At 74.1% G+C, this 23,149-nt stretch carries 16 protein-coding genes; 9 read left to right on the top strand and 7 right to left on the bottom strand.

Annotated features, from left to right (window positions below; genetic code table 11):
• Positions 1 to 97 precede the first annotated feature (97 nt).
• The gene (locus ACPC54_RS09340; RefSeq protein WP_498962938.1) at positions 98 to 667 is read right to left on the bottom strand and encodes a CGNR zinc finger domain-containing protein; all 570 of its coding nucleotides are present in this window, start codon (positions 665 to 667) and stop codon (positions 98 to 100) included.
• Between the two features lie 74 nt (positions 668 to 741).
• Here ACPC54_RS09340 and ACPC54_RS09345 point away from each other — a divergent pair, with 74 nt between their 5' ends.
• The 3 genes from ACPC54_RS09345 to ACPC54_RS09355 all read left to right on the top strand — a co-directional run bounded on the left by ACPC54_RS09345 (position 742) and on the right by ACPC54_RS09355 (position 7,028).
• The gene (locus ACPC54_RS09345) at positions 742 to 1,926 is read left to right on the top strand and encodes an MFS transporter (protein WP_498962940.1); all 1,185 of its coding nucleotides are present in this window, start codon (positions 742 to 744) and stop codon (positions 1,924 to 1,926) included.
• Positions 1,927 to 2,210: 284 nt separating this feature from the next.
• Entirely contained in the window at positions 2,211 to 2,564 is a 354-nt protein-coding gene (locus tag ACPC54_RS09350) for a Pepco domain-containing protein (RefSeq protein ID WP_498962942.1), read from the top strand.
• 18 nt (positions 2,565 to 2,582) lie between these two features.
• The gene (locus tag ACPC54_RS09355) at positions 2,583 to 7,028 is read left to right on the top strand and encodes a caspase family protein (RefSeq protein ID WP_498962944.1); all 4,446 of its coding nucleotides are present in this window, start codon (positions 2,583 to 2,585) and stop codon (positions 7,026 to 7,028) included.
• On the opposite strand, the gene ACPC54_RS09360 is transcribed toward ACPC54_RS09355, so the two are convergent.
• On the bottom strand, positions 6,980 to 10,471 hold the full coding sequence (locus tag ACPC54_RS09360) for a hypothetical protein (RefSeq protein WP_498962946.1): 3,492 nt from the start codon (positions 10,469 to 10,471) through the stop codon (positions 6,980 to 6,982). The two genes, ACPC54_RS09355 and ACPC54_RS09360, sit on opposite strands and share 49 nt — an antisense overlap.
• Before the next feature lie 253 nt (positions 10,472 to 10,724).
• On the opposite strand from ACPC54_RS09360, the gene ACPC54_RS09365 reads away from it, so the two are divergent.
• Positions 10,725 to 10,889, top strand: coding sequence for a hypothetical protein (locus ACPC54_RS09365; RefSeq protein ID WP_498962947.1), 165 nt, complete (start codon positions 10,725 to 10,727; stop codon positions 10,887 to 10,889).
• 58 nt (positions 10,890 to 10,947) lie between these two features.
• Here the strand turns inward: ACPC54_RS09365 and ACPC54_RS09370 are convergent, their stop codons facing one another.
• Complete coding sequence (locus tag ACPC54_RS09370; protein WP_498962949.1) at positions 10,948 to 11,694, bottom strand: SUKH-4 family immunity protein; 747 nt, start codon at positions 11,692 to 11,694, stop codon at positions 10,948 to 10,950.
• A 160-nt stretch (positions 11,695 to 11,854) separates the two neighbouring features.
• Here ACPC54_RS09370 and ACPC54_RS09375 point away from each other — a divergent pair, with 160 nt between their 5' ends.
• Positions 11,855 to 12,469: a hypothetical protein gene (locus ACPC54_RS09375; RefSeq protein ID WP_498962951.1), complete on the top strand. Its 615-nt coding sequence runs from the start codon at positions 11,855 to 11,857 to the stop codon at positions 12,467 to 12,469.
• A gap of 138 nt (positions 12,470 to 12,607) precedes the next feature.
• On the opposite strand, the gene ACPC54_RS09380 is transcribed toward ACPC54_RS09375, so the two are convergent.
• Together ACPC54_RS09380 and ACPC54_RS09385 are read right to left on the bottom strand one after the other, a co-directional pair.
• Entirely contained in the window at positions 12,608 to 13,423 is an 816-nt protein-coding gene (locus ACPC54_RS09380) for an isocitrate lyase/PEP mutase family protein (RefSeq protein WP_498962953.1), read from the bottom strand.
• Complete coding sequence (locus ACPC54_RS09385) at positions 13,420 to 14,715, bottom strand: hypothetical protein (RefSeq protein ID WP_498962955.1); 1,296 nt, start codon at positions 14,713 to 14,715, stop codon at positions 13,420 to 13,422. The genes ACPC54_RS09380 and ACPC54_RS09385 overlap by 4 nt, the downstream gene beginning before the upstream one ends.
• A gap of 65 nt (positions 14,716 to 14,780) precedes the next feature.
• Between ACPC54_RS09385 and ACPC54_RS09390 the strand changes: the two genes are divergently transcribed.
• Positions 14,781 to 15,479, top strand: a complete 699-nt coding sequence (locus ACPC54_RS09390) for an ArsR/SmtB family transcription factor (RefSeq protein ID WP_498962957.1) — start codon at positions 14,781 to 14,783, stop codon at positions 15,477 to 15,479.
• 18 nt (positions 15,480 to 15,497) lie between these two features.
• Here ACPC54_RS09390 and ACPC54_RS09395 read toward each other — a convergent pair whose 3' ends face one another.
• Positions 15,498 to 16,676 (bottom strand): aminotransferase class V-fold PLP-dependent enzyme, encoded by a 1,179-nt coding sequence (locus ACPC54_RS09395; protein ID WP_498962959.1) that lies wholly within the window; start codon positions 16,674 to 16,676, stop codon positions 15,498 to 15,500.
• A gap of 98 nt (positions 16,677 to 16,774) precedes the next feature.
• The gene (locus ACPC54_RS09400) at positions 16,775 to 17,425 is read right to left on the bottom strand and encodes a hypothetical protein (RefSeq protein ID WP_498962961.1); all 651 of its coding nucleotides are present in this window, start codon (positions 17,423 to 17,425) and stop codon (positions 16,775 to 16,777) included.
• Between the two features lie 160 nt (positions 17,426 to 17,585).
• Here ACPC54_RS09400 and ACPC54_RS09405 point away from each other — a divergent pair, with 160 nt between their 5' ends.
• The 3 genes from ACPC54_RS09405 (at position 17,586) to ACPC54_RS09415 (ending at position 23,109) form a co-directional block, all read left to right on the top strand.
• Positions 17,586 to 18,413, top strand: a complete 828-nt coding sequence (locus ACPC54_RS09405) for a ThuA domain-containing protein (RefSeq protein WP_498962962.1) — start codon at positions 17,586 to 17,588, stop codon at positions 18,411 to 18,413.
• A 248-nt stretch (positions 18,414 to 18,661) separates the two neighbouring features.
• On the top strand, positions 18,662 to 19,000 hold the full coding sequence (locus tag ACPC54_RS09410; protein ID WP_498962964.1) for a Pepco domain-containing protein: 339 nt from the start codon (positions 18,662 to 18,664) through the stop codon (positions 18,998 to 19,000).
• Positions 18,997 to 23,109 (top strand): caspase family protein, encoded by a 4,113-nt coding sequence (locus tag ACPC54_RS09415; RefSeq protein ID WP_498962967.1) that lies wholly within the window; start codon positions 18,997 to 18,999, stop codon positions 23,107 to 23,109. Before ACPC54_RS09410 ends, ACPC54_RS09415 begins: the two co-directional genes overlap by 4 nt.
• Positions 23,110 to 23,149: the final 40 nt, after the last annotated feature.

Consider the following 23,149-nt stretch of genomic DNA (forward strand, 5'->3'; position numbering starts at 1 on the left):
GCGGAAGTCCGCCCCGCAGGCTCCGTCATGCGCGCATCTAAGCAGGTGGGCGTGACAGTGGGGTGTGACAGCGAGGTTTGACAGCCGGTCGGCGCGGTCAGGCCTCGCCGCCCGCGCGCCGGGAACGGAACGCCGCCGCCTTGACCCGGTTCTGGCAGGCCGTCGAGCAGAACTGGCGGCCGGCGTTGCGCGAGGTGTCGACGTAGACGCGGTCGCAGCGCGGGGCCGCGCAGACGCCCAGGCGGCCGCCGTAGTCGCCGCCGAGGGCCATGGTGAGGCCGGTGGCGCAGCCGGCGCTCCAGCCCGTGGCGTAGGAGTCGTCGGAGCCGTGGAAGTGGACCTGCCACGGCTCGCCGGGGGCGCGGTGGAGCTGGGGGTGGGCGCCGCTCTCGCGGATCAGGGTGTTGAGGGCGTGGGCCGCGTCGTCGAGGCGGTCGTCGGCGGCGCCCTCGAAGACGGTGCGCAGGGTACGGGCGGTGGCGGCCAGCCGGTCGGCCTGGTCCGGGTCCAGGTCCGCTCCGGCGGCGAGCGCGGCGCGGACGGCGCCCACCCGCTCGGCGCCTTCGGGGGCGAGGTAGCGGCGGCCGCGGGCTTCGCCGTCGGTGAGCGCGTTGACGAGCGCGACCGCGGCGTCGAGCAGGGTGCGCATGTGACTGTCGAAGAGCACTTGACCGGTTACCTTCCGCCTGTCTACGGTGTTCGTCACCGACATTAGCCCATTCACCAGTGATGGGAGGCGCCGTGTCGCGCCCCGAACCGCTGCCCCGCTCCGTCCGGCTGCTGTTACTCGCCCGCTTCGTCAACCGGCTCGGAGCCTTCTCGCTGCCCTTCCTCGCCGCGCTGATCTCCACCGGCCGCGGCGCGAGCCTGACCGTCGCCGGCCTGGTCAGCGCCGCCTTCGGGCTCGCCACCATCCCCTCGCGCCTCGCCGGCGGGCGCCTCGCCGACCGGATCGGACGCCGCACCACCATCCTGCTCGGACTCTGCGGCTGCGCCGCCGCCCAACTCGCGATCGCCGCCTCCACCTCCCTGCCCCTGGCCTGGCCGATCGCCGGAGCCGTCCTCCTCGGGCTGGCCTTCGAACTCTACGAACCGCCGAGCCAGGCGATCATCGGCGAAGCCGTCCCGGCCCGGCACCGGGTGCGCGCGTTCAGCCTGTTCAGCGCCGCCCTCGCGGCGGGCGGCATCGGCGCCGGACTGCTCGCCGCCCTCCTCGCGGGCCACGGCCTGCGCTGGCTCTTCGTCGCCGACGCCGCGACCTGCCTGGCCTGCGCGCTGCTGATCCGGCTGGCCCTGCCCCGCGACCGTCCGACGCCGACCGCCAAGGGCCCGGGCGAGCCCGCCGTACGGCCCCTGCGCGACCGGGCCCTGCTGGCCGCCCTGGCCACCGGAACCGCCTACGCCCTGATCAACCAGCAGACCGTCCTCACCCTGCCGCTCGCCCTCGCCCACCAGGGCCGGCCCGCCGCCGACGCCGGACTGCTGTTCACCGCCACCGCGGCCACCACCGTCCTCGCCCAGCCACTGATCCGGCTGCCCAGGACGGCCCGGCTCACCACACCCGCCGCCCTCGCCCTCGCCCACCTCCTCCTGGCCGCCGGCCTCACCGGCTACGCCCTCGCCCGCAGCCTGCCGGCCCTGCTCGCCTCCGCCGCCGTGTGGAGCCTCGGCGACCTCCTCGTGATGGGCCGCATCTACGCCCTCGTCACCGACCTCGCGCCCCCCGGCGGCACCGGCCGCTACCTGGCCGTCTTCGGCCTCAGCTGGGGAGTCGCCGCCACGCTCGCACCCGTCCTCGGCACCCAGCTCCTCGCCCGGGCCGGAACGACCGCGCTCTGGTCCGCGATGGCCGCGCTGTGCCTGCTCCTCGGCGCCCTGCACCTCAGGCTGACGCCGGGCCGGGCGGCCGCGCTTCGGGAGGCCTGACGGCCGCCCGCACCCGGGCCGGCCATGCTCAAGGGCCTTCGACGGTCGGGCAGTTCTACATCGGGCTGATGGCGGGCTGCCTCCTCGGCATCGTCGCGCTCACCGTGCGCGACGCCCTCCGCCGGGGGCGTCGCACCGAGGGCGTGGATCGGGGCGGGCCGCCGCCCGGCGGAGGAGAGTGAGACCGTGCGCGCTCCGGTCCGACGCCCCCGGCAGAGGGCGCGCAGGGGCTATCCTGTGCCGCAGTCGATCGTCGAAGTCGACTCACTGACAAGATCGTTGGGGTGGCTGGGGGAATGGTGGACAAGCCGGAGATCGGTGCGGAGTCCGAGTCGCTGGTGTTCTGGGTGACCGAGGCCGAGGAGGAGGCGGAGGGCGACGGCGACAGCATGGGGCTGTTCCGGCGCGACCGGGAGGCCGTGCTGCGCCGGATCCCGATCGGGACGCTGCGGACCAACCTGGAGCAGACCGTCGACTCCCTGCAGGCGATGTTCGAGCGGATCGCCGACCGCGGCGGCCCGCTGCCGCTGAAGGAAGTGCAGCTGAGCTTCGAGGTGTCCGCCAAGGGCGGCGTGCAGCTGGTCGGTACGTCCGAGATCCAGGGGACCCGGGGGATCACCTTCGTCTTCGGCAAGTGACCGGCGAGTGATCGGTAAGTGACCGACCGGGTGGGGAGATTCTCGGCGCTGCTGATCGGTGCCGCCGACTACCGCAAGGCTCCGCTGCGCTTCGTGCACCGCGACCTCCAGGGGTTGGGCAAGGCACTGGAGGCGCGCGGGGTCGAGGTCAGGCTGTCCCGGCCCTGGGCGGGCACGCAGGTGACGGCGAACTTCGTCAACGGCGAGGTGGGCAGCTTCCTGATGCGGGCCCGGGCGGGGGACCGGCTGCTGGTCTGCCTGAGCGGGCACGGGGCGCATGCGGACGGGCAGGACTTCCTGGTGCCCGAGGACATGCACCGGGGGGTGGTGCCGTACCAGTCGGGGTGCATCGCGATCGACTGGCGGCATGAGGCGGAGCGGACCAAGGCCGCCCAGGTGCTGTTCCTGATCGACGCGTGCCGGCAGGGCTTCGACGAGGACGCGATGGGGGAGCCAGTCGGGTGGTCGGCCGAGAAGATGCGGGCCGTGGCGAGTCGGAAGGTCGCGCGGCTGTACGCGTGCGCGCCGGGGCAGGTGGCGCGGTTCGTGACGGCCGAGGAGTCCGTGGCGGCGTCGGCCGATGGCTCGTTCAGCCTGTTCTCCCGGGCGGTGCGGGACGTGCTGGTGTCGCACGAGGGGCCGTTGAACCTCGGCCAGTTGCGGGACGGGGTGCAGGGCCGGATCGACGCGCTGCACCGCGACCACCGGAAGGACGGCTGGCCGCAGGAGGTCCGGGTGCTCACCGAGGCGGTGCACGAGGACTTCGTGGTCGTCGGGGAGTTGCGGACGGCGCGCGCGGCCGCACCTGTCGACAGCGCCGTGGCTCCGGCCGTCGAGCAGGACGCCGTGGTGGCGAAGGACCCGGCGAAGCTGATGGCGGACGCGCTGCACCAGGTCGTCACCTCCGGGCGGACGGAGTATTTGGAGGAGTTCGCCGTCGTGGGCTCCGCCGCCGACCTGCTGAAGCTGAGCGGTCTGGCGATGCTCGGCCCGGCGGTCGAGGCGATGTGGACGGCGGCGGCGCGGCGACGGCCCGTCGAGTCGCTGGTCGAGCTGACGGGCAGGCTCTGCGGCGCGGGGAGTATCGAACTCGCGGTGCGTCTCATGGACGTGGCCGTCGAGGACCGCCCGGCGGACGACCGAATGGCGCTGCTCGTCGCGGATGACCTGCGGGCGGAGCTGGCGGAGCCGCTGGAGGCGGCGATGGTCCGTGTGGTGGCCGGCCTGTCCGTACCCGAGGCGGTCGGGTTCGTGTGCAGGCTGCACGACGTCGACCGTTTCGCTCAGGCAGTGCGGTTGCTGAAGGTGCCGCAGCGGCTGGAGGACCTGCCCGAATTGCTGGACGCGGTCGAGGCGACGGGCCTACGAGGTCAGGCGCGCCGACTGCTGTGGGAGGCCGCCGGCACCGATGATCCGCGGACACTGGAGCGCCTGCGCGCCCTGCTGGGCCAGTCTGGACGGGATCGGGACCGCGATGTCGTGCTGACGGCGACCGCCATCGGGCCGATGGACAGGCTGATCGAGTGGCTGGCGATCGGGGAAACACGCTCCGGCTTCGCCGAGGACGCCGCGCTTGTGCTCCGCCGCGCGATGGCCCATCGGGAGGACCAGCACGTCCTCCTGATCGCGCTGCGTTCCGCCGGACAGGATGAGCACGTCCGTACGGCCCACGAGGAAGCTGTGCGCATCGAACTGCCGCTACTGCAAGTGCTGTTGGATCGCCTGTGCCGGGAGGGAGCGGAGGAGGACGCCAGGGCCGTCCTGCAGTGTGCGGTCGAGCCGTTCCGCCCGGCCGAGGTGGCCGGGCTCGTGCTCCTGCTCCGGCAGTACGGGCCGGCCGAGCTGCTGCCGCTGGTCTTCGCTGCGCTGTGTCGGGCGAGCGCCGACCAGGTGGCGGACTTCCTCCAGGCGGCGCAGGACGACGACGGCAGCCTGGTCGGTGAGGCCGTGTCGGTGCTCGTGGAGCGCTACCCGGTGGCGGAGTTGAGCGTGCTGGCAGAGACGTTGGTCGTCCGCCGGTTCGGCGGATCGGCTTCCGTTCTCTGGCAGAAGGCGCTCTGCGACCGGCCGGTGGCCGATCTGCTGGACCTGTTGGAGAGTGTGGAGGAGGCGGACCAGCCGGCGTTGCTCGATCGGATCACCGCGCCCCGCCGGTCGCCGGCGGATCTCGCCGAACTCGTCGAGATGCCCGGCCGCCCGGAGCTGCGCGAGCGCTTGGGCGATCGGGCCGCGGTCGGTCTCCGGGCCCACGACGACGGATTGCTGAAGGACGTGCTCGCCGAACTCGGTGCGCGGGGGTGGGAAGCCGGGTCGGAGCTGCTGATCAGGCGGATCGTCAGAACCAGGGATCCGGCGCAGCAGGCCGACCTCGCCGTCCGGTTGGAGCGGGACGGCCACGGCAAGCAAGCCCGAGCGCTGATCGCCGGTGCGTGCAGGGAGCGGGGAGCGTCGGCCTTGGAAGACCTGGCCGCGAGGTTGCTGGCCGGCCCGTACCCGAGGCTCGGCGATCAATTACTGAATCAGGCGGCCCGGCGGTGGGGAGCCCGCGACCTGGTCCGGTTGGCCCGGCACCTGGCCGCGACCTGTGGGCGAACGGAAAGACAGACAACAGCTCAGCACATCGCCTTCCTGCTCATCAGGGCCGTCCAGCTGCGCCGCCCGGAGTCGGCGGCGGACCTGCTGCTCGCGGTCGACGCTGAACCGCAGAGCATTCCGGTGTCGATGGAGCGTCTGCTCGACTGCTACCTGACGGGCTGCCCGCCCGCGGAGATCGTCTCCCGGATCATCCGGCTGCGGGGCGCACAGCCCGGGGGCCGATTGGCCAAGGGCGTCTCCGACGTGGCGCGGAGGAACGCTCCCGCGCTGTTCCGGGCGGCCGGGCTGACGGGGTCCGAGGAGGCCACCGAGTGCCTGCTGACCGCGTGCGGCGGCGACGGGTCGGTCCAGCCGGCCGTGCTTCAGGGGCTGCTGGCGGAGCTGCGGACGGCGGGCAGCCATGATGACGCAGCCCGGGTTCGGGACACGGCGGTGCGTTCGCAGCCGCCGGACTCGGTGGCCGAGTTCCTGGTGCTGTTCCACGGCGAAGCCTCGGACGATTTCGCGGCGGCCTGCGCGGCCGTGGCCGGGCGGCCGACAGGGGAGGTGGCCGCTGTGCTGGCCAGCCCTCTGGGTACGAAGAGCGCGCTCGAGGCCTGCGCCGTGCGGTACGTGCAGGAGGCCGACCAGGACCGGTGGCGGGCGCTCGCGTGCGAGCTGTTCGCTCGTAGGGCGGGCGAGTTGGCCGCGGTGGTGCTGGGCGCCTCGCGGTGGTCCCGCTCGATGCAGGCGGTCGGTGACCTGTTCATCGACGTGGACAGGCGAGGACTGCCGCCCGTGGCGGCGCTGAGCGATCTGGTGGCCGGCCTGGGCGCGGGGCAGGTGGTCGAACTGCTCGAACACGTCTCCCGGCTCGGGGCGTCCTCCGGAACGTTCGCTGCCCTCGGGTATTCGCTCGCGCAGTCGAGTAACGCGGTCGTCGCCTGGAGGCGCCTCCAGGCCCTCGGTCGGTACGGACTCGCCGCCGTCCTGCTCGACCAGGCCCCATGGGCCACGGACCTCGTGGTCTGGTACCGGAGCCTGACCACCTCCCCGGTGGAGATCGACCGGGCGGCGGCCCTGGAGGCGGTGGGGGCGGACCGTCCGATTTCCGAGATCGTCGCGTCGCTGGGGCGAAGCAGTGCGCTCCGGGCGACGGCGATCCTCTTCCGGCCGCCGCAGGACGTCGCCGCCCTGCTGGCCGCGCTGGACTCGCCGGGCGTCGAGCCCGTCCTGACCGAGCTGTGGCGGCTGCTGGCCGCTGCCCGGTCGGCGTCCGAACTCGTCCTGCTGATCGAGACGTTGACGACATGCGGTCAGGTCGGCGACGCCGATCGGATCATCGAGATGCTGATCTCCCGCGAGGCGCCCGCCCGGGCCGGTGAAATCCTGGAGGCCGGCGCGTGGACGCAGACCAGGGCAACGGCCGGGGCGGTCGCCCGATCGACGGCGCGCACGGGGATTTCCGTCGGGTTCATCCGCTCCCTGGTGCAGGCCGGGTGCCCGCGCGGTGCCGAGCTGCTGGCGGACGAACTCGCGAACACGACCCACAGCACCCCTGAGCAAGCGGTGCGCCTCGTCGAGCAACTCGCCGCGAACGGTGCGCCGCCCGAGGTGCGGGACCGCTTGACCGAGGGGTTCTGCCGGCGCCGTTCGGCCGAGGACGTCGCCTGCTTTCTGCACGGCCTCGGCCGCTCCCGGTTCGACGCGGACCTGGGGAAGGCGATCGCGGTGACGGCCACCTGGAGGAGTCGGACGGAGGTGGACGGGATCAAGTCGGTCCTGCGCGACCTGCGCGACCAGGACGTGCTGAAGCGGATCGCGGCCGCGACCGGGGAGGTCTACGTCGAACTCCCTCCGTCGGGCTGGTTCCGGCGGAGGCGGGCTTGATCAGACGGGAAGCACTGTTCCCAGGACCACGGGGCGGCAGGGCTGCCGTCAGGATCCAGGCCGTACGGCAGGAGCGCGTCCACGGGGAGGCCGCCGGCGGCCCGGGAACGCCGGGCGAAGGCGTCGGCCTGGGGGGAGCCGGTCTTGCGGAGCACCTCCAGGAGGCGCGCGTTGTGCCCTGTCGACGCGCGGGTGAGGTCGAGCTGTGCCACCGGATCCCGCCGGAGGATCTGATCCACCGCATCGGTCCTCCCGGCCTCCAGCAGTGCTTCCAGCAGGGTCGCGACGCTGTTCACGTGGTTCAGGGCCGCGCCTGCGGCGGCCCTGCGGGTGAGGGCCTCGGCGTGGTCGGACATCCCCTCTGTGGTCAGGGACTTCAGCAGCGCGCCGATGGCGTGCGTGTCGTCGAGGTGGATCCCGGCGGCGCAGCGCTCGGCGAAGGTCCACGCCGCCGCCGTCGCCCCGGCGAAGCAGAGGGCTTCCAGGATCTCCGCGTGCGGGACGTCATCCACCTCGGAGGCCGGATCGGCGCGGTCGACCAACCCGCGGTCGACCAGGACGCGGACGGCCTCCGGCGCGTCGGAGGTCCGGTAGTACCAGGCGTGCAGGCCGAGCTCGTCCAGATCGGGGTCCTCGACGTGGGAGGCGACGTGCACGGCGACCCGCCTGGCGGCGTCCTGGGCGCCGGCCTCGGCCAGGCCGGAGACAGCGAGGAGCCTGCTGCCCGGTGGCGAGTTCACGACGAGCCACGCCGCGAGGTCGTCGACGGCACGCTCGGCGCCGAGACTCAGCAGGAGATCCGCCACCTCCGTGATGTGCTCGGACCCGTTGAGTTCCAGACCCTCGATGAGCCCCGCGCTCAGGGCGTCGAACTGCGCGGATGCGCCGATCCGCTGAAGTGCCGAGAGGAGGGGGCGGAGTTCGTCCGCCGCGTAGTAGGAGACGCGGGACGCGAGGTCCCGATCCAGCAGCGTCCGCAGGGCGCGCTGCCGGCCCTCCGCCTGGAGCAGGTCGATCAGTGCGGCGACCGAGGACGGGTCCGTCAGTTCCATCTCCGCGGCGGCGTGGTGCGCCAGAGCGGCGAACTCCTCGAACGCGCCCATCTCCTTGAGGGTTCGGAGCAGCTCACAGAGGTGGTGTGGCTCTTCGCAGTCGTCCGACTCCAGGTCGACGATCGCGGCCGGTCGTCGGCTCAGGAGCGTCCGCACCGAGGCGTCGGCTCCCGCGGCGAGGAGGACGTTGAGCAGGCGCAGCACCTGCTCGGCGTCGACGCAAGCGATCCGGGCCGCCGGATCCGACTCGATCAGGGTGAGGGCGGCCTCGTGGGCCCCGGCGTCCCACAACTCCCCCATGAGGGAGGGCAACGCCTCGGGCAGCAGGTGCGACGCCCGCGACACCACGCGCGAGACGAAGAGCCGCAGGGCGTCGTCCGAGCCGACCGCGTGCAGGGTCGCGACCAACCAGGGTGCCGTCGGGTCGGTGACATCGAGTTCGGCGGCGGCGCGGTGCGCCAGGAGGTCGGCAACGCCTCCGTCGGGCACGCCCGCGAGGCTGCGCAGTGCGGCGGGGATCGCTCGGGGATCGATCTGATCGATACGGGCCGCGACCGAGTCGAGGAGGTGGTCGATCACCCCCGCGGACACGCCCTGTTCCGTCAGCTCCTTGGCGAGGGCGCCCGCGGTCCCGACGTCGAGAGGGTCGACCCGTTCGACGAGTCGAGTGGCGAACGCGTCGACGGCGTCCTGCGCCTGCGCCGCGCGCAGCGCCCGGAGGACCTGTCCGACCTGGGCGGCGGGGGGAATGTCGACGTGCGTGACCACCCAGTGGGCAGCCGCTCCGACGTCCGGCTGCTTCGACAGGCGCTGGAGCAGCCGGACGAGGGACTCGCCGTCGCCGGACAGGGCGGCTTTCCAGTCGAAGCGCACGGCGTACCGGAAGAGGCCGCGGCGCCAGGCGGCGTCCTGCAACCGCTGCAGATCCTGAAGGTCCCGGGTGTGCCGGACGAGCGCCTCCCAGAGGGCCGCGGAACCGGCCCGGTCGGCGCGGAACCGCCTGACGTGCTGACGGAGGTAGTCGGTCGGTTCGAAGAACGGCCGGTCTCCCGCCGCCTCGCGCCGCACCCTGAGCGGCGCGAGGCTGCAGCGGATGTCCGTGCGCGTGCCGTCCGGCCGCACGCCGCTGCTCAGCGCGTCCAGCACGGGTCCGGCCCACTCGGCGGAGGCCGCGCGGTGCTGCGCGGCGAGCGAAGCATCCGCCGCCTCGGCGAGGAGGGCGGCGGGCAGCGGCGTCTCGTGGCCGAGCCGGTGGGCATCGAGTGCGGCGCTGATCAGCGCGTGTTCGTGGTGGGTGAAGTGGTCGCCCGGACCGCTCAGATAGGCGTCGAGAAGTTCCGGGCCACCGCTCAGGTGCTGGACGAAGCGCCCGTCCGCTCCTCCCGCGTTCTGGGCGTACCGCAGGCGGGTGTCACCATGGCTGGTCGTCAGCTGCCGCCAGCGTGAGCGCTCTTCGTCGGTCAGCCGGCCCGCCACCCGGATCCGGCGCGTGTGGGCGCCGAGCAGCAGGGCCCGGGCCTGCGGGTGCGGGTCGGGGAGCCGGCCCTGGGCGGTCAGCTCCAGCCAGTACGGGTGCTGCCAGAGGGTGGCGACCGCCGCCACCCCCGGCCGCCGTTCCAGTACGGCGCGGAGTTCGGCCGCCGCCCGCTCCCCGTCGCCGTCGAGCAGGATGCGCTGGAACTCGTTCAGCCACAGCACCGGGCCGTGCCGCACCTCGCCCTCGCGGATCAGGGCGAGCAGGTCATGGGCCGTCGCCGGCCTCAGCAGCGGGCGGTGCGGCGCCAGTTCCCGGACGGCCTCATAGAGCGCGCGGGTCTTGCCGGTGGAGGATTCCCCGGTCAGGACGAGAAGGACCGATGTTCCGCCGGCCAGCGCGGCGGCCAGCCGCTCCCGCAGCTTCCCGTCGAGGTCGCGGGTCAGGTACGGGGTGAGCTCGGGAAGCGCCCAGTCGTAGGGTGCCGGAAGAGGGGCGTCGTGGACCTCCAGTTGCCGGGCCGTGAGGTCCAGAGCGGTGCCGGCCCCTGCGGCCTCCGGTTTCGGGCCGGCCTCACGGCGCTCCTCGGCCCGTTCGTCGCGGGCCTTCTCCAGCAGGTCGCGCAGTCCTCGCCCGGGCGGCTGCTCGCCCGCCCAGTCCGCCCACAGGGACGCGAGCGCGACGACCGTGTCGTCGTTGCGCGACTGCGGCAGCCTGAAACCGGACGGCTTCTCGGCGGCCCACTCGCTGATCCGCTGCCCGGAGAACCCTCGGCCGCCGGACGGCAGTCGGCGTGCCCGGAGCTCCCTCTCCACCGTCCGCTGCGCGGTGGGCAGTCCGTCCTTCTTCCGCTGCCGTTCGGCGCGGGCGCGCAGTCCGCTCAGGAACTCCCACACCCGCCGTTCTGCCGGCCCCATCCGTCCGCGTCCCTCCCCAGCCCGTCCAGCCCGTCCAGCCCGGTCCGTCCCGCCCGGACCTGTCGCCCGGCTCGCCCGGAGCGGGCGCTGCGGGCAGGCGCTCCGTACGGCCCTGACCGGCACCCTAGCCCGTCGTCCGCCCGGCCCGCCCGGGAGTGGCCGGCGCGGCCGCCGCACGGCGGGAAGGTGGTGCCACGGCCGGCCGGGCACGCCGGAGGAGGCCGCAAGTTCGCGGATCAGTCGGGAGGTTGGCATGCGGATCGACCGTGAGACACCCACGCCGGAGGACGGGCCGGGGCGGCGGGGCGTTCGGGCGTCGCTGTGGGAGGAGGCGCGGCGCAGGGCCGTGCTCGGCATCGCGGGGGTGAGCGGCCCGGCGTTGCTGGCCCTCCTGGAGTTGTGGACCCGTGGCCGGTAGCCGCCGGAGCCCGCGCCCGCCGGAGCCCGCGCCGGCGCGGCCCGCCCCGGCGTGCGGATCAGCCGAGCGAGAGGTCCACCGGGTGCCGGGGTTCGCGGTCGGCGAGGTCGTGGATGCCGCGGGCGGCGAAGTACTCGGCGGAATGGCGGTCCCAGGCCCAGGAGTCGAAGGCCTGGTCGTCGTCGGCGTACTCGATGAGCCAGGGGTGCCAGAAGGACTCGAATCGCTCGGCTCCCTCGGCGGCCCCCCTGGGCGGGAAGACGGCCCGGTCCACGTCGCGGACGCCGAAGACGACGCCCTTGAGGACGGACCGCAGGGCCGTCGCGTACTCCTCCTCGGTGCCCTCGCGGAAGTCCTCGAAGGGGCGGCCGTCGACGACCCGGTGGATCTCGATCAGGGCCAGGAAGGTCAGGAACTCGGCCACACCGCTGTTGACCAGGAGCCGTTCCACGGTGTCGTGGAGCCCGCGGAACCAGTAGAGCCGGCCGGACTCCGGGTCGAGGTGGATGTCCTCGCCGTTGAAGTCGCAGAAGTAGAGGTAGTGCCCGAACTCGGTGCAGAGCCGGGTGCCGAGCGATTCGGGCGCGCAGGCCTCGAAGCGTTCCCGGATGGTGGGCCAGTGCCGGTCCTCGTGCAGGTGGGGGGAGAAGAAGCCCGGCCCCTGGACCGGCAGCCCGAGTTCGGTCACCAGGCGGCGGGTGGGCTCGTGGGCGATCCGCTCGGCGGCCCACCCCGGGTCGACCCTGCGCAGTGCCCACTCCCCGAACGCGCGCCGGGTCAACTCCCTGACGTCTTCCGTCTCCACCGTGCCGCTCCCCCCGTCGTGACTCCGGCGCCACTCTAGCCCCGTGGTGCGACGAGGCGGCGCGCCACGGGCCAGGCGCGGCGGCGCTTGGTCCGGCGTCCCGCACTCCTCGGCCGGATCGGCGTGGCGGGCGGCTCCTGTCAGGACTCATGCTGGGCGCATGACGTGGACTGCGGAAGGATCTCCGGCCCGCCGGGTGGCGGTCATCGGGCGGCAACTGGCGGCGCTCGCCGCCGGGCAGCCGGACAGGCGACGCCGGCGGCTCGGGCGCCCGGTCGACACGGCCGTCGTGAGGGAGCTGGAGGCCTTTCTGGGCACGCCGTTGCCGGAGGCGGTCGCGCTGTTCCTCACGGAGATCGGGCTCGGAGTCGGACCGCACGGCGGCCTGATGACCCCGGAGAGGATCCGCTACGAGGTCCGGCTCGACCGCGACGACTGCGCGGATGACGGCGTCCCGGCGCCCGATCCGGCCGCGCCGTTCCCGATCACGGCACACGACGCCCGCGTCCGACCGTTCCGGCTGCGGCCGCATCCGCTCGACGGCGCGGTGCGGATCTGCGTGCGGGGCTGCGGCGGGTGGACGGTCCTGGCGTTGACCGGTGAACTCGCCGGAACCGTCTGGGACGTGGACGGCGAGTGGGCCGAACGGATCGAATGGCGCCCCGCCGCGCACCAGCCGGACGATGCCTCGGCGAGCGGCCCCGTCCACTTCCTCGACTGGATCGAGCAGTGGTTGCTCGACCTGCTGGGCCGCTCGCAGACGGCCGCCGGGTGAAGTCGGTCGAGCCGGGCCCGGCAGGCCGCGTGGCCTCGCCCGCATGACGGAGGAAGAGGGGAGGCGCCCGTCGCCGCCCGGTACCGCACGTCGCGTGCCGCACGGGGTAGCCGATCAGCCGAGCAATCGATCAGCCGATCAGTCGGCCAGGGCCTGGACCGCGGCGTAGGCCGGGAGGGTGGGCGTCCGGGGGAGGGAGCCGTGGGTGCGCAGGTGGGTGGCGGTGTCCACGGCGGCGCCGAGGGCGAGGCGGAAGAGGAGGGAGCCGAGGCTGACGCGGCGCACGCCGAGGTCGGCGAGGCGGGGGAGCGAGGGGCCGTCCGGGGTGGCGAGGACGTTGAGCGGGAGGGCGGTGGTGTCGACCGCGGCCGTGATGGCGGCCGGGTCGGGCAGGCCCGGGACGAACACGCCGTCCGCGCCCGCGTCCTGGTAGGCCGCCAGGCGCAGTGCCGTCTCCCGGGCGTCTCCGGTGCGGAGCCAGTGGGTGTCGGTGCGGGCGTTGACGAAGAGCCGGGGCACGGCCGACTTGACCGCGGTGATCTTCGCGGCGTGCAGGCGCGGTGGGGTGAGGCTGCCGTCCGCGCGGCCGTCCTCCAGGTTGATGCCGACCGCGCCCGCCTCGGCGAGTTCCGCCGCGAGGGCGGCGACCTCGGCCGGGTCGTCGCTGAAGCCGCCCTCGATGTCGACCGAGAGGAGGGCGGGCAGACCGCCGATCCGGCGGGCGAGCCGGAGCGTTTCGGCGCGGGTGCGTCCGGCTCCGTCCGGCAGCCCGGCCGCGGCGGCGACGCCGAGGCTGGTGGTGCCGATCGCGGCGAAGCCGGCCTCGGCCAGGGCGGCCGCGGAGGCGTGGTCCCAGGCGTTCGGCAGCAGGAGCGGCGCGTCGGGGCGGTGGTGCAGGTCGCGGAACGCGGTGGCGGCGTCGGCGGCGGTGGTGGCGGCGTCGGTGGTGGTCATGCCCGCTCCTCGGGGTCGGTGGTGGCGCCGAGGCGGCCGATGGCCCCGGCGTAGTAGTCCAGCGAGCCGGCGACGTGTGCGGCGAGCTGCCGGAACGGCCAGCCCCGGCCGGGCGAACGGTCCAACTGGGCTTCGGTCAGGGCCCGGAGGCGGTCGGCCCAGATCCCGTCGAGCCGGACCAGCCGGCTGCGGGCCTCGTCCAGGTCCTCCGCGGTGAACGGGGCGAGGTCGGCCGGGGTGGTGGTCGCCGAGGCGTGCCAGTGGTCGGGCTGCGGTTCCTGGCCGGCCAGGCGGGCCTCCAACTCGGCGAGGTGGTCGACCAGGTGGTCGGCGACCCGGCGGATCGCCTTGTGCGGGGTGTAGACGCGGTCGTCGACGGCGAGCGGTCGACCGTCCCACGCGGTCCAGGTCGCGGCGAGGTCCAGCACCCGCGCGACGGCTTCGGTGATCTGCCGGGCCGGGTCGTCCCGCTCCAGCAGCCCGGCGGCGAGCGCCATGGCCTGGGCGCGGCCGGGGCAGTGGTGCGGCCCCGCGCCGAAGGCGAGACCGGCGCGCCCGGCGGGGGCGTCCGCCTCGGCGGCGGTGACGTCGATCAGCACCGCCTCCCCGGCGCGGAGGTCCAGCGCGCCCACCCGGACGCCGGCGGCCGCTCGCCGGCGCAGCGCGGTCACCGGCGGGTCCCGTCGCAGCACCTCGGCGAGGAGGGCGTCCGCGCCGCCCGGCGGGAGCCCGTCCGGCGCGGCGCGGCGGGCGTGCTCGACCAGCCGGGCGGTCGCGTCGCACGCCTGCACCAGCAGGCCGATCCGCTGCGCGGCGGCCTCCGCGGGCCGCGGGTCGTCCTGCTCCCCGGCGACGGCGAGCAGCGCGGCGACGGCCTCGTCGGCGGCCCGGGCCCGGGCGGGCGCGAGGTCGGCGCCGAAGTATCCGGCGGAGACGGTCAGGACGGCGTCGGCCACGGCGTCCGGACCGGGGAGGCCCAGCTGCTCGGCCAGGATGCGGACGACCGTGTGCCGGTCGTCCGTGCCGACCGCCGAGCCGGCGGCCGCCCACCGCAGTTCGCGCGGGTCCAGGCGGTCCAGCTCCGCCACCGCACGGGCGCGGCGGCGGGCGTGCGTCCGGCCGTCGCCGGTGAAGCGGGCGACGGTGGCGCGCAGCCACGCCAGGGAGCCCGCGGTGGCGTCCGCCGCGTCGGCGGCCGGTTCGGGGACCAGCAGCGGTTCGTCCAGCACCGCACGGGCGTCGGCGTACCCGGTGACACGGCGGGAGGAGCCGGACGGGTCGGAGATCGTCATGCGGCCCACGCTAGGTGCGGGAGACTTCGGCGCCCGCCGAACCGTGGCCGGGGCATGATGGACCCATGTCCGCGCAACCTCTGGCCCGGCTCGCCGGGCTGCTGGCCGACCCCACCCGTGCCGCGATCTGCCTCGCGCTGCTGGACGGCCGCGCCTGGACGGCGGGCGAACTGGCCCACCACGTGGGCGTGGTGGCCTCGACCGCGAGCGAGCAGCTGACCCGGCTGGTCGCCGGAGGGCTGCTGGTCGAGGAGCGCCAGGGCCGTCACCGCTACCTGCGGCTCGCCGGGCCCGGCACCGCCGCGCTGGTCGAGGAGCTGGCCGCGTTCGCCTCGGCCTCGTCCCCACCGGAACCCCGGCCGCGCAACCTGCGGGAGAGCGTCCGGCGCAGCGCCGAGGCGCGCGCCCGGACCTGCTACGACCACCTCGCCGGCGCCCTCGGCGTCGCCCTCGCGGACGCCCTGCTGGCCCGCGGCGTCGTCACGGAGGACAGCGGCCTGGCCGTGACCGCCCCGGGCCGCAGCTGGCTGGCCGGCATCGGCATCGACCTGGACGAGCCGCGCCGCGGCTCCCGCCCGCTGGTCCGCAGCTGCCTCGACTGGACCGAGCGCCGCCCCCACCTCGCGGGCGTCCTCGGCGAGGCGCTGCGCGCGCACGCGATGGACACCGGCTGGCTCGAACCCATCGGCACCGGCCGCGCCCTCCGGGTCACCCCGTCCGGCGCCGACGCGTTCCGGGGCCTGTTCGGCATCACCCTCGGCTGAGCGCTGCCCGGGCGGCGCTCAGGGCCGGCGGCCGGGCAGGGCCGCGCAGAGCCGGTCGAGCTCCTCCTCGGTGTTGTAGTAGTGCACCGAGGCGCGGACCACGGAGGTGAGGCCGCGCGACTCGAAGTCCCACCGTGCGGCGCCGGTGTACGCGACCCAGGTGTTGATCCGCTGCGCGCGCAGCTGGTCGGCGAGCTGGAAGCTGTCGTGGCCGTCGACGGTGAAGGTGACGATGCCGCACAGCCGGGTGCCGCGGTCGTGGACGCGGACCCCGGGCAGGTCGCGCAGCCGGCGGCGGAGCGTGTCGGCGAGTCGGGTGACGCGCTCCTCGATGGCGTCCGTCCCGAGGCCGAGGGCGTAGTCGGCGGCCAGGCCGAGGCCGATCTTGCCGGCGAGGTTGGTCTCCCAGGTCTCGAACCGGCGGGCGTCCGGGCGGATCCGGTAGTCGTGGGGCCCGGTCCAGGTGGCGGCGTGCATGTCCAGCAGGGGCGGCTCCAGGCCGGCCCGGATCCGCGGCCAGCAGTAGAGGAAGCCGGTGCCGCGCGGGCCGCGCAGGAACTTGCGGCCGGTCGCGGAGAGCAGGTCGCAGCCGATCTCCCCGACGTCGACGGCCAGTTGGCCGACGGACTGGCAGGCGTCCAGGAGGTAGGTCACGCCGGCCGCGCGGGCCACCTTCCCGATCTCGGCGGCCGGGTTGACCAGCCCGTTGTGCGCGGGCACGTGGGGGACGGCGATCAGCCTGACCCGCTCGTCCAGCATCCCGCGCAGGGCGTCGACGTCGAGCCGGCCGTGCTCGTCGTCCGGCACCACCTCGACGCGCACGCCGTGCCGGCGGGCGGTCTGCAGGTAGGCGATGGCGTTGCTGGCGTACTCGGAACGCGCGGTGAGGATCCGGTCGCCGGGGCTCCAGGGCAGGGAGTAGAAGGCCATGTCCCAGGCGCGGGTGGCGTTCTCCACCACCGCGATGTCCTCCCGGGCGGCGCCGACCAGCCGGGCCAGCGCGTCGTAGGCGTGCTCGATCGGCTCGGCCTGCCGCAGCGCCGCCTCGTAGCCGCCGATCTCCTCCTCCAGCCGCAGGTGGGCGACCACGGCGTCGACCACCGGGCGCAGCGGGAGTGCGGCCCCGGCGTTGTTCAGGTGGGTGACGTTCGCGCACCCGGCCGTGTCCTGACGTGCCCGCTCGACGTCGATCCGCACGCTTCGCTCCCTGTGTCGTGAGCCCGACAGCCCGACAGCCCGACAGCCCGAGGTTCCGCGGTCTGTCTACCCGGATGCCGGCGCGGCCACGCGGCCGGTCATGCGCTTGCGCCGGGTGTGGGGTCCGGCCCGAAGTGCGCGGGGACCCCGTCGATGGTCGCGGCGCGGCACGGCCCGTCCGCGGGGCACAGGTCCAGGGGGACGGACTCGCCGGGCCCGGGCAGCAGGACGTGGAGTCCGACGAAGGTCACGACCTCGCCGTAGCCGAGGACGACCGTCCGCGCGTGGACGGAGCCGACGAGGTGCCCGGTGCCACCGGACGCCCTGAGGCCCCGCACCGCTCCGTGGAAGACGGTGAAGATGTACGAATCCGGCGTCGGGAACGACGAGTTGTACGCTTCCGGCTTACTGGTGATCAGGCCGTCGATCGGCTGGAACTCGACCCCCTTCCAGTGGGTGTTGACGTTGTCGATGACCACGGAGCAGACATTGACGTCGTCGACGACCCAGAAGGCCTGTGCCCAGGAGCCTTCGTCGGAGAGCACGGCCAGGGTCGACAGCGTCGGCCTCGGGCACTGCGGCGGCCGCTCGTCCTCCGGGCTCACGGCGTCCACGATCCACTGGGCGGACCGCGACGCCGGCTCGGGGAACACCAGCTGACGCGGAGGGCCGTCGTCGTCGAAGGGACCGCACGCGGTCGCCGCGACCAGGACCGCCGCCGAACACACCGCACCCACCAGGCGATTCATCGCTCACCCCCGTCAGCGACCAGTGGTTCCAGGGTCCGCTCCGGCGGGGTGGCCGACAAGGCCCCGGGTGTCTCGGAATCGTCGCAGTCCGGTCTTCCGTTCGTGTGGGTCCCACGGAGAGTGCTCCGCGCCGGCCGCGGGGTTCGGCAGACTCGGTCGAATGTTCCGACTCAGTCCACACCGGCCGATGCCGGGCCTGGGCGCTCTGATCGCCCTCCTCATCCCGTTCGCCTCCGTGGGTGCCGCGGGCGCCGCCGCGGCGGCGCCCGCTCCCGAGCCCGCGTTCAAGGTGCTCGTCTTCTCCAAGACCGGCGCCTACCGGCACGACTCGATCCCCACCGCGGTCCAGGCCATCAAGGACCTGGGCGCCGCGAACGGGTTCACGGTCGACGCCACCGAGGACGACACGGTCTTCACGCCGGACAGGCTCGCCGACTACCGGGCCGTCGTCTTCGCGTCGACCAGCGGCGACATCCTCAACGCCACCGAGAAGGCCGCCTTCGAGGAGTACATCGGCGACGGTGGCGGCTACGCGGGCATCCACTCCGCCTCCGACACCGAGTTCGACTGGCCCTTCTACGGCCGGGTCGTCGGCGCCTACTTCAAGAGCCATCCGCACGGGCAGTTCCGGGCCCGGGTGGTCGTCGAGGACCGGGACAATCCCAGCACCGCGCACCTGCCTGCCAGTTGGATCCGGTCGGACGAGTGGTACAACTTCCGCACCAACCCCCGGAACACCGTCCACGTCCTCGCCTCCGTCGACGAGTCCAGCTACGACCCGGGCCCCGACCGGATGGGCGACCACCCCATCACCTGGTGCCAGGAACTCGACGGCGGCGGCCGGTCCTGGTACACCGCCATGGGCCACACCCGGGAGTCCTACGCCGACCCCGGCTTCCGCGCCATGCTCCTCGGCGGCATCCGCGTGGCCGCCGGCGCGGCCGACGCGGACTGCAGCCCGTCCGGTCCGATGGACGAGGGCTCGTGAGTGGTGCCGAGCGTGGGCAGGCGCGTTGACGTACGGTGTGCGGGAAGTCGGCCCGGCCGACTTCCCGCGCGGAGGATCGTGGTGCTGGGGGCGGCTTCCGCTGAGCTGATCCGCGCGGGCCTGACCGCCGGCCGAACCGAGGCGTCCTTCGGGGCGTGGTCCGCGCCGCCCTCCTGGCCGTCGGGAGGCGGGCAGGGGCTATTCTGTGGCGGCGGTCGAGCGTTGACGTCGGGGTGGGTGGGGGAACGATGGACGAGCCGGAGATCGGTGCGGAGTCCGAGTCGCTGGTGTTCTGGGTGACGGAGGGCGAGGAGGAGTCGGCGGGGGACGGCGACAGCATGGGGCTGTTCCGGCGTGACCGGGAGGCGGTGCTGCGGCGGATTCCGGTCGGGACGCTGCGGACCAACCTGGAGCAGACCGTCGACTCCCTGCAGGCGATGTTCGAGAAGATCGCCGAGCGCGGCGGCCCGCTGCCGCTGAAGGAAGTGCAGTTGAGCTTCGAGGTGTCCGCCAAGGGCGGCGTGCAACTGGTCGGTACGTCCGAGGTCAAGGGGACTCGGGGAATCACCTTCGTCTTCGGCAAGTGACGGGCGGATTCTCGGCGCTGCTGATCGGTGCCAGTGCGTACGACGAGGCGCCGCTGCGCTTCGTCCCGCGCGACCTGGAGAAGCTGGGCGAGGCGCTGCGGCGGCGCGGGGTGCGGGTCGAGTCGCCCCGGCCTCGGGACGGCCGGCAGGTCACCGCGAACTTCGTCAACGGTGAGGTGGTCGGTTTCCTGGCGCGCGCCGAGCCGGGGGAGCGGCTGCTGATCAGCCTCAGCGGGCACGGCACGCACGTCGACGGGCAGGACTACCTGGTTCCGGAGGACATCCACCCGGAGTTGCGGCCCTACCGGTCGGGGTGCATCGCGATCGACTGGAAGCAGGAGCTGCAGGAGACCGCCGCCGCGCAGGTGCTGTTCCTGGTCGACGCCTGCCGGCAGGGGATCCGGGACGCGATGGGGCCGCCGCCGGGGTGGTCGCCGAGCAAGATGCGGGCCGTCGCAGGCCGGAAGGTCGCGCGGCTCTACGCCTGCGCCCCCGGGGAGTTGGCGCGGTTCGTGCCGGCCGAGGAGTCCACGGCGTCGTCGGGCGACGGTTCGTTCAGCCTGTTCTCGCGCGCGGTGCGGGAGGTGCTGCTCTCGCACGAGGGGCCGCTGGACCTGGGCGAGTTGCGGGCGGGCGTGCAGGAGCGGGTCAGCGCGCTGCACCGTGAGCACCGGAAGGCGGGCAAGCCGCAGGAGGTCCGCGTCCTCACGGAGGCCGTGCACGCGGAGTTCGCGGTCGTGGGGGCGCTGAAGGTACCCGCCGTGCCCGCCGTACCCACCGTGCGCGTCGTCGCCGCGGTCGAGAGCGAACCGGCGCCGGTCCCGCCGGTGGTGAAGGACCCGGCCAAGCTGATGGCGGACGCCCTGTACCAGGTCGTGACCACCGGGCGGACGGAGTACCTGGAAGAGTTCGCCGTCGTCGCCCCCGCCGCCCACGTGCTGAAGCTGAGCGGACTTGCGGAGTTGGCCACGTCGGTCGACGTGATGTGGACGGCGGCGACGCGACGACCCGTCGAACCGCTGGTCGAGCTGGCGGTCGCCCTCCACGGCGCGCATCAGATCGAACGCGCGGTCTGGCTGCTCGGCCTGGCGGTCGCCGCTCGCCCACGGGAGGACCTGCCCGGGCTGCTCGACGCGCTGGAGGCGGCGGGCCTCCAGGCTCAGGCGGACGGAACGGTGCGGACGGTCGCCGCCGCCGGGGATCCGCCCGATCTGGAGCACCTGCTCGCCGTGCTGGCCGATGCCGGGCGGGACCGGGACCGCGCGGCCGTGCTGGAGGCCATCGCCGCAGGGTCGATGGCCCGGCTGGTCGAGTGGCTGGCGATCGGGGAGGCCCGATCGGGGTCCGAGGAGGACGCCGCGTTCGTGCTCCGCGTCGCCGTGGCCCAGCGGGACGACCGGCACCTCCTGCTGACCGAGCTGCGCCGTACCGGTCAGGACAGGCATCTGGCCACGGTCCACGAGGAGGCGGGGCGGCTTGAACTCCGGGTGCTTCATTCTCTGTTGGTGTGCCTGAGTGAGGTGGGCGCGGACGAGGACGGCAGGGCCGTCACGAGGTGCGCCCTGGAGCCGTTCCGCCCGGAGGCCGTGGCCGAGCTGGCCGCCTTCCTCCGGGCACACGGACCGGCGGATCTGCTCGCGCTCGTACTCACGGCTCTGTGCCGGGCGGACGTCGACCAGATCGCGGACTTCATCCGGGACGCGAAGGACGAGGCAGGCCTGGTCGACGAGGCGCTGTCGGCGCTCGCGGAACGCTATCCGCTCGCGGAGATCGACCTGCTGGCTATGGGGCTGAGCGTTCACCTCCCCACCATGGCCGTCGCCTTTCGGCAGAGGGCGGTCGACCTGCGCCCCATGGCCGACGTGCTGGTCATGCTGGAGCGCATGGGCGATGCAAGGCGGTCCGCGGTGCTGGAGCGGCTGGCGTCGAGTGACCGGCCGCCGAGCGAGCTCGCCGAACTCGTCGAGATGCCGGGCCGTCATCGGCTGCGCAGGCGGACGGGTCCCCAGGTGGCGGCGTGCCTCCTCGCCCGCGACGACACGGTAGTGCAGGACGTGCTCGCCGTACTCCTCGACCGGGACTGGACGGCGGGCGCCCGCCTGCTGCTCGGCCAGATCGTCGTCGATGGGAACCCGCGGGAGCAGGCCGCAGTCGCCGAGTGGCTTCAGGGCACCGGAAGCGGGGAGCAGGCCCGTTCGCTGCTCGACCGCATCTGTGAGGAGCGGGGCACGGCCCACCAGAGCATGGTGGCCGAGAAGCTGCTGGCCGGCGGTCAGCCGAAGCTCGGCCTGTACGTGGCGGCCGAGGCGGCGCGGGGGTGGCCCACCCGCGATCTGGTCCGGCAGGCTCGGCGTCTGGCAGAGGTGGGCGCACGACGGGAGAGCGTGGCGACCGTTGAAGGGGCCGCGTTCCTGCTCACCTTCGCCGTGCAGGTGCGGCCGGCGGAGCTGGCGGCGGAACTCCTGCTCGCCGTCGACGCCGATCCGGAGCAGGGCCCGGTACCGGTCGACCAGTTGCTCGTCGACTACCTGACGGCGGACCCGGCGGCGAAGACCGTCCCCCGGATCGCGCTCCTGCGGGGCGCGAGCCCGGGGAGCCGCGTGGCCCTCGGCGTCTCCGCGTGGGTGCGGGCGCATGCCTCCCTGGTGTTCCGGGAGGCCGGGCGGGACGCATCGGCGGAGGCCGTCGAATGCCTGCTGGCCGTGTACGGGGACGGCGGTCCGGTCGGACCGCTGGAACTGGAGATCCTGTTGACGGAGTTGCGCAGCTCGGGCAGTGCGGGCGAGGCGGACTTCGTCCGGGACACCGCGGTGCGTTCGCAGCCGCCGGAGACGGTGGCCGCGTTCCTGGCGATGTGCCAGGCCAACTACCCGGACGACTTCGTGGCGGCCTGCCAGGTCATGGGCGATCGGCCGGTGGGCGAGGTCGCCGCGGTGCTGGCCGGTTTCGCCGGGACGGCCGGCGCGGTCGAGGATTCCCGCTGGATGGCGGGGGTCGGCGGGCTGATCCTCGACGTGGACCGGCGGGGGGCGTCGCAGAGCGTGGGGGCGCTGGACGGCCTGGCCTCCGCGCTGGATCCGGTGCGGGCGGTCGAGCTGGTCGAACACGTCACTCAGGGTGGGGCAACGCCCCTGACGACAGCGGTCCTCCTCCGCGAACTCGCGCAGGCGAAGGACGCCTTCGCCATCTGGACCGGCATGATGGCCCTGGGTCGGTTCGCTCGTGCGGCGGCTCTGCTCGACCTGGCCCCGGCGGCCACGGACGTGGGGGCCTGGTACCGGGATCTGCTCGCCTCGTCGACGGAGCTGGACCGATCGGCGCTGGTGCGCGCGCTCAGAGCCAATCGTCCGATTCCCGAGATCGTGGCCTCGTGGGGACGGAACAGGGCCCTCCAGGCGACAGCGGTCCTGTTCCGGCCGCCGGCGGAGGTCGCCGACCTGCTGGCCGTGGCACCGGCGCCGGAGCTGCGGCGGATCCTGGGCGTCGCGCGTCCGGTGCCCGAACTCGTCCCGGTGATCGACAGACTGATGGATTTGGGTCGGCGCGACGACGCCGCCCAGATCGTCGAAGCCGTCCTCGCGGACGAGTCGCCCGCTCGGGTCGGCGAGATCCTGGAGACCGCCCCGAGGCACGTGCCGGGACGCCCGATGGGAGCGATCTGGGTGGTCGCCGACCTGACCATGCGGACGGGGACCACGGCACGGCTCATCCGCGCGCTGACGGGCGCCGGCTACGGTTTCGCCGTCGAACGGCTGGTCGACCAGCTGGCGGTCGCGGCGACCGGCGCCAAGGGCGCGGCGGCCCTGATCCAGCGGCTCGCCGCGACCGGGGTGGCGCCCGAGGTGCGTGACCGGCTGACCGAGGGGTTCTGCGAGCACCGACCGGACGAGGCCGTTGCCCACCTCCTGCACCACCTCGACCGTGCCCGGGCCGACGCGGACCTCGACACGGCGGTCGCGGCGGTGGCCGGGACGCGCCAGGCGGGTGCGGTCTGCTCGCTCCTGATGAGGATGGGCAACGGGGAGGTGTCCCGGCGGATCGAGGCTGTGACCGGTGGCCGGCGGTCCGAAGCCGCGCCGTCGAGGAGCTGGTTCCGGCGGAAGGGCTGACGCCCGCCGCGCACCCGACCGTTTTCCGTCCTGATGTTCT

Origin of the sequence: Kitasatospora sp. NPDC094028, from assembly GCF_049543595.1 — a bacterium.
Classification (GTDB): Bacteria; Actinomycetota; Actinomycetes; order Streptomycetales; family Streptomycetaceae; genus Kitasatospora.

Coding starts and splice junctions, on each gene's coding strand:
- ACPC54_RS09360 (WP_498962946.1), bottom strand. CDS start 10,471: ATGGGGCCGGCAGAACGGCGGGTGTGGGAGTTCCTGAGCGGACTGCGC.
- ACPC54_RS09365 (WP_498962947.1), top strand. CDS start 10,725: ATGCGGATCGACCGTGAGACACCCACGCCGGAGGACGGGCCGGGGCGG.
- ACPC54_RS09375 (WP_498962951.1), top strand. CDS start 11,855: ATGACGTGGACTGCGGAAGGATCTCCGGCCCGCCGGGTGGCGGTCATC.
- ACPC54_RS09380 (WP_498962953.1), bottom strand. CDS start 13,423: ATGACCACCACCGACGCCGCCACCACCGCCGCCGACGCCGCCACCGCG.
- ACPC54_RS09385 (WP_498962955.1), bottom strand. CDS start 14,715: ATGACGATCTCCGACCCGTCCGGCTCCTCCCGCCGTGTCACCGGGTAC.
- ACPC54_RS09390 (WP_498962957.1), top strand. CDS start 14,781: ATGTCCGCGCAACCTCTGGCCCGGCTCGCCGGGCTGCTGGCCGACCCC.
- ACPC54_RS09400 (WP_498962961.1), bottom strand. CDS start 17,425: ATGAATCGCCTGGTGGGTGCGGTGTGTTCGGCGGCGGTCCTGGTCGCG.
- ACPC54_RS09405 (WP_498962962.1), top strand. CDS start 17,586: ATGTTCCGACTCAGTCCACACCGGCCGATGCCGGGCCTGGGCGCTCTG.
- ACPC54_RS09410 (WP_498962964.1), top strand. CDS start 18,662: ATGGACGAGCCGGAGATCGGTGCGGAGTCCGAGTCGCTGGTGTTCTGG.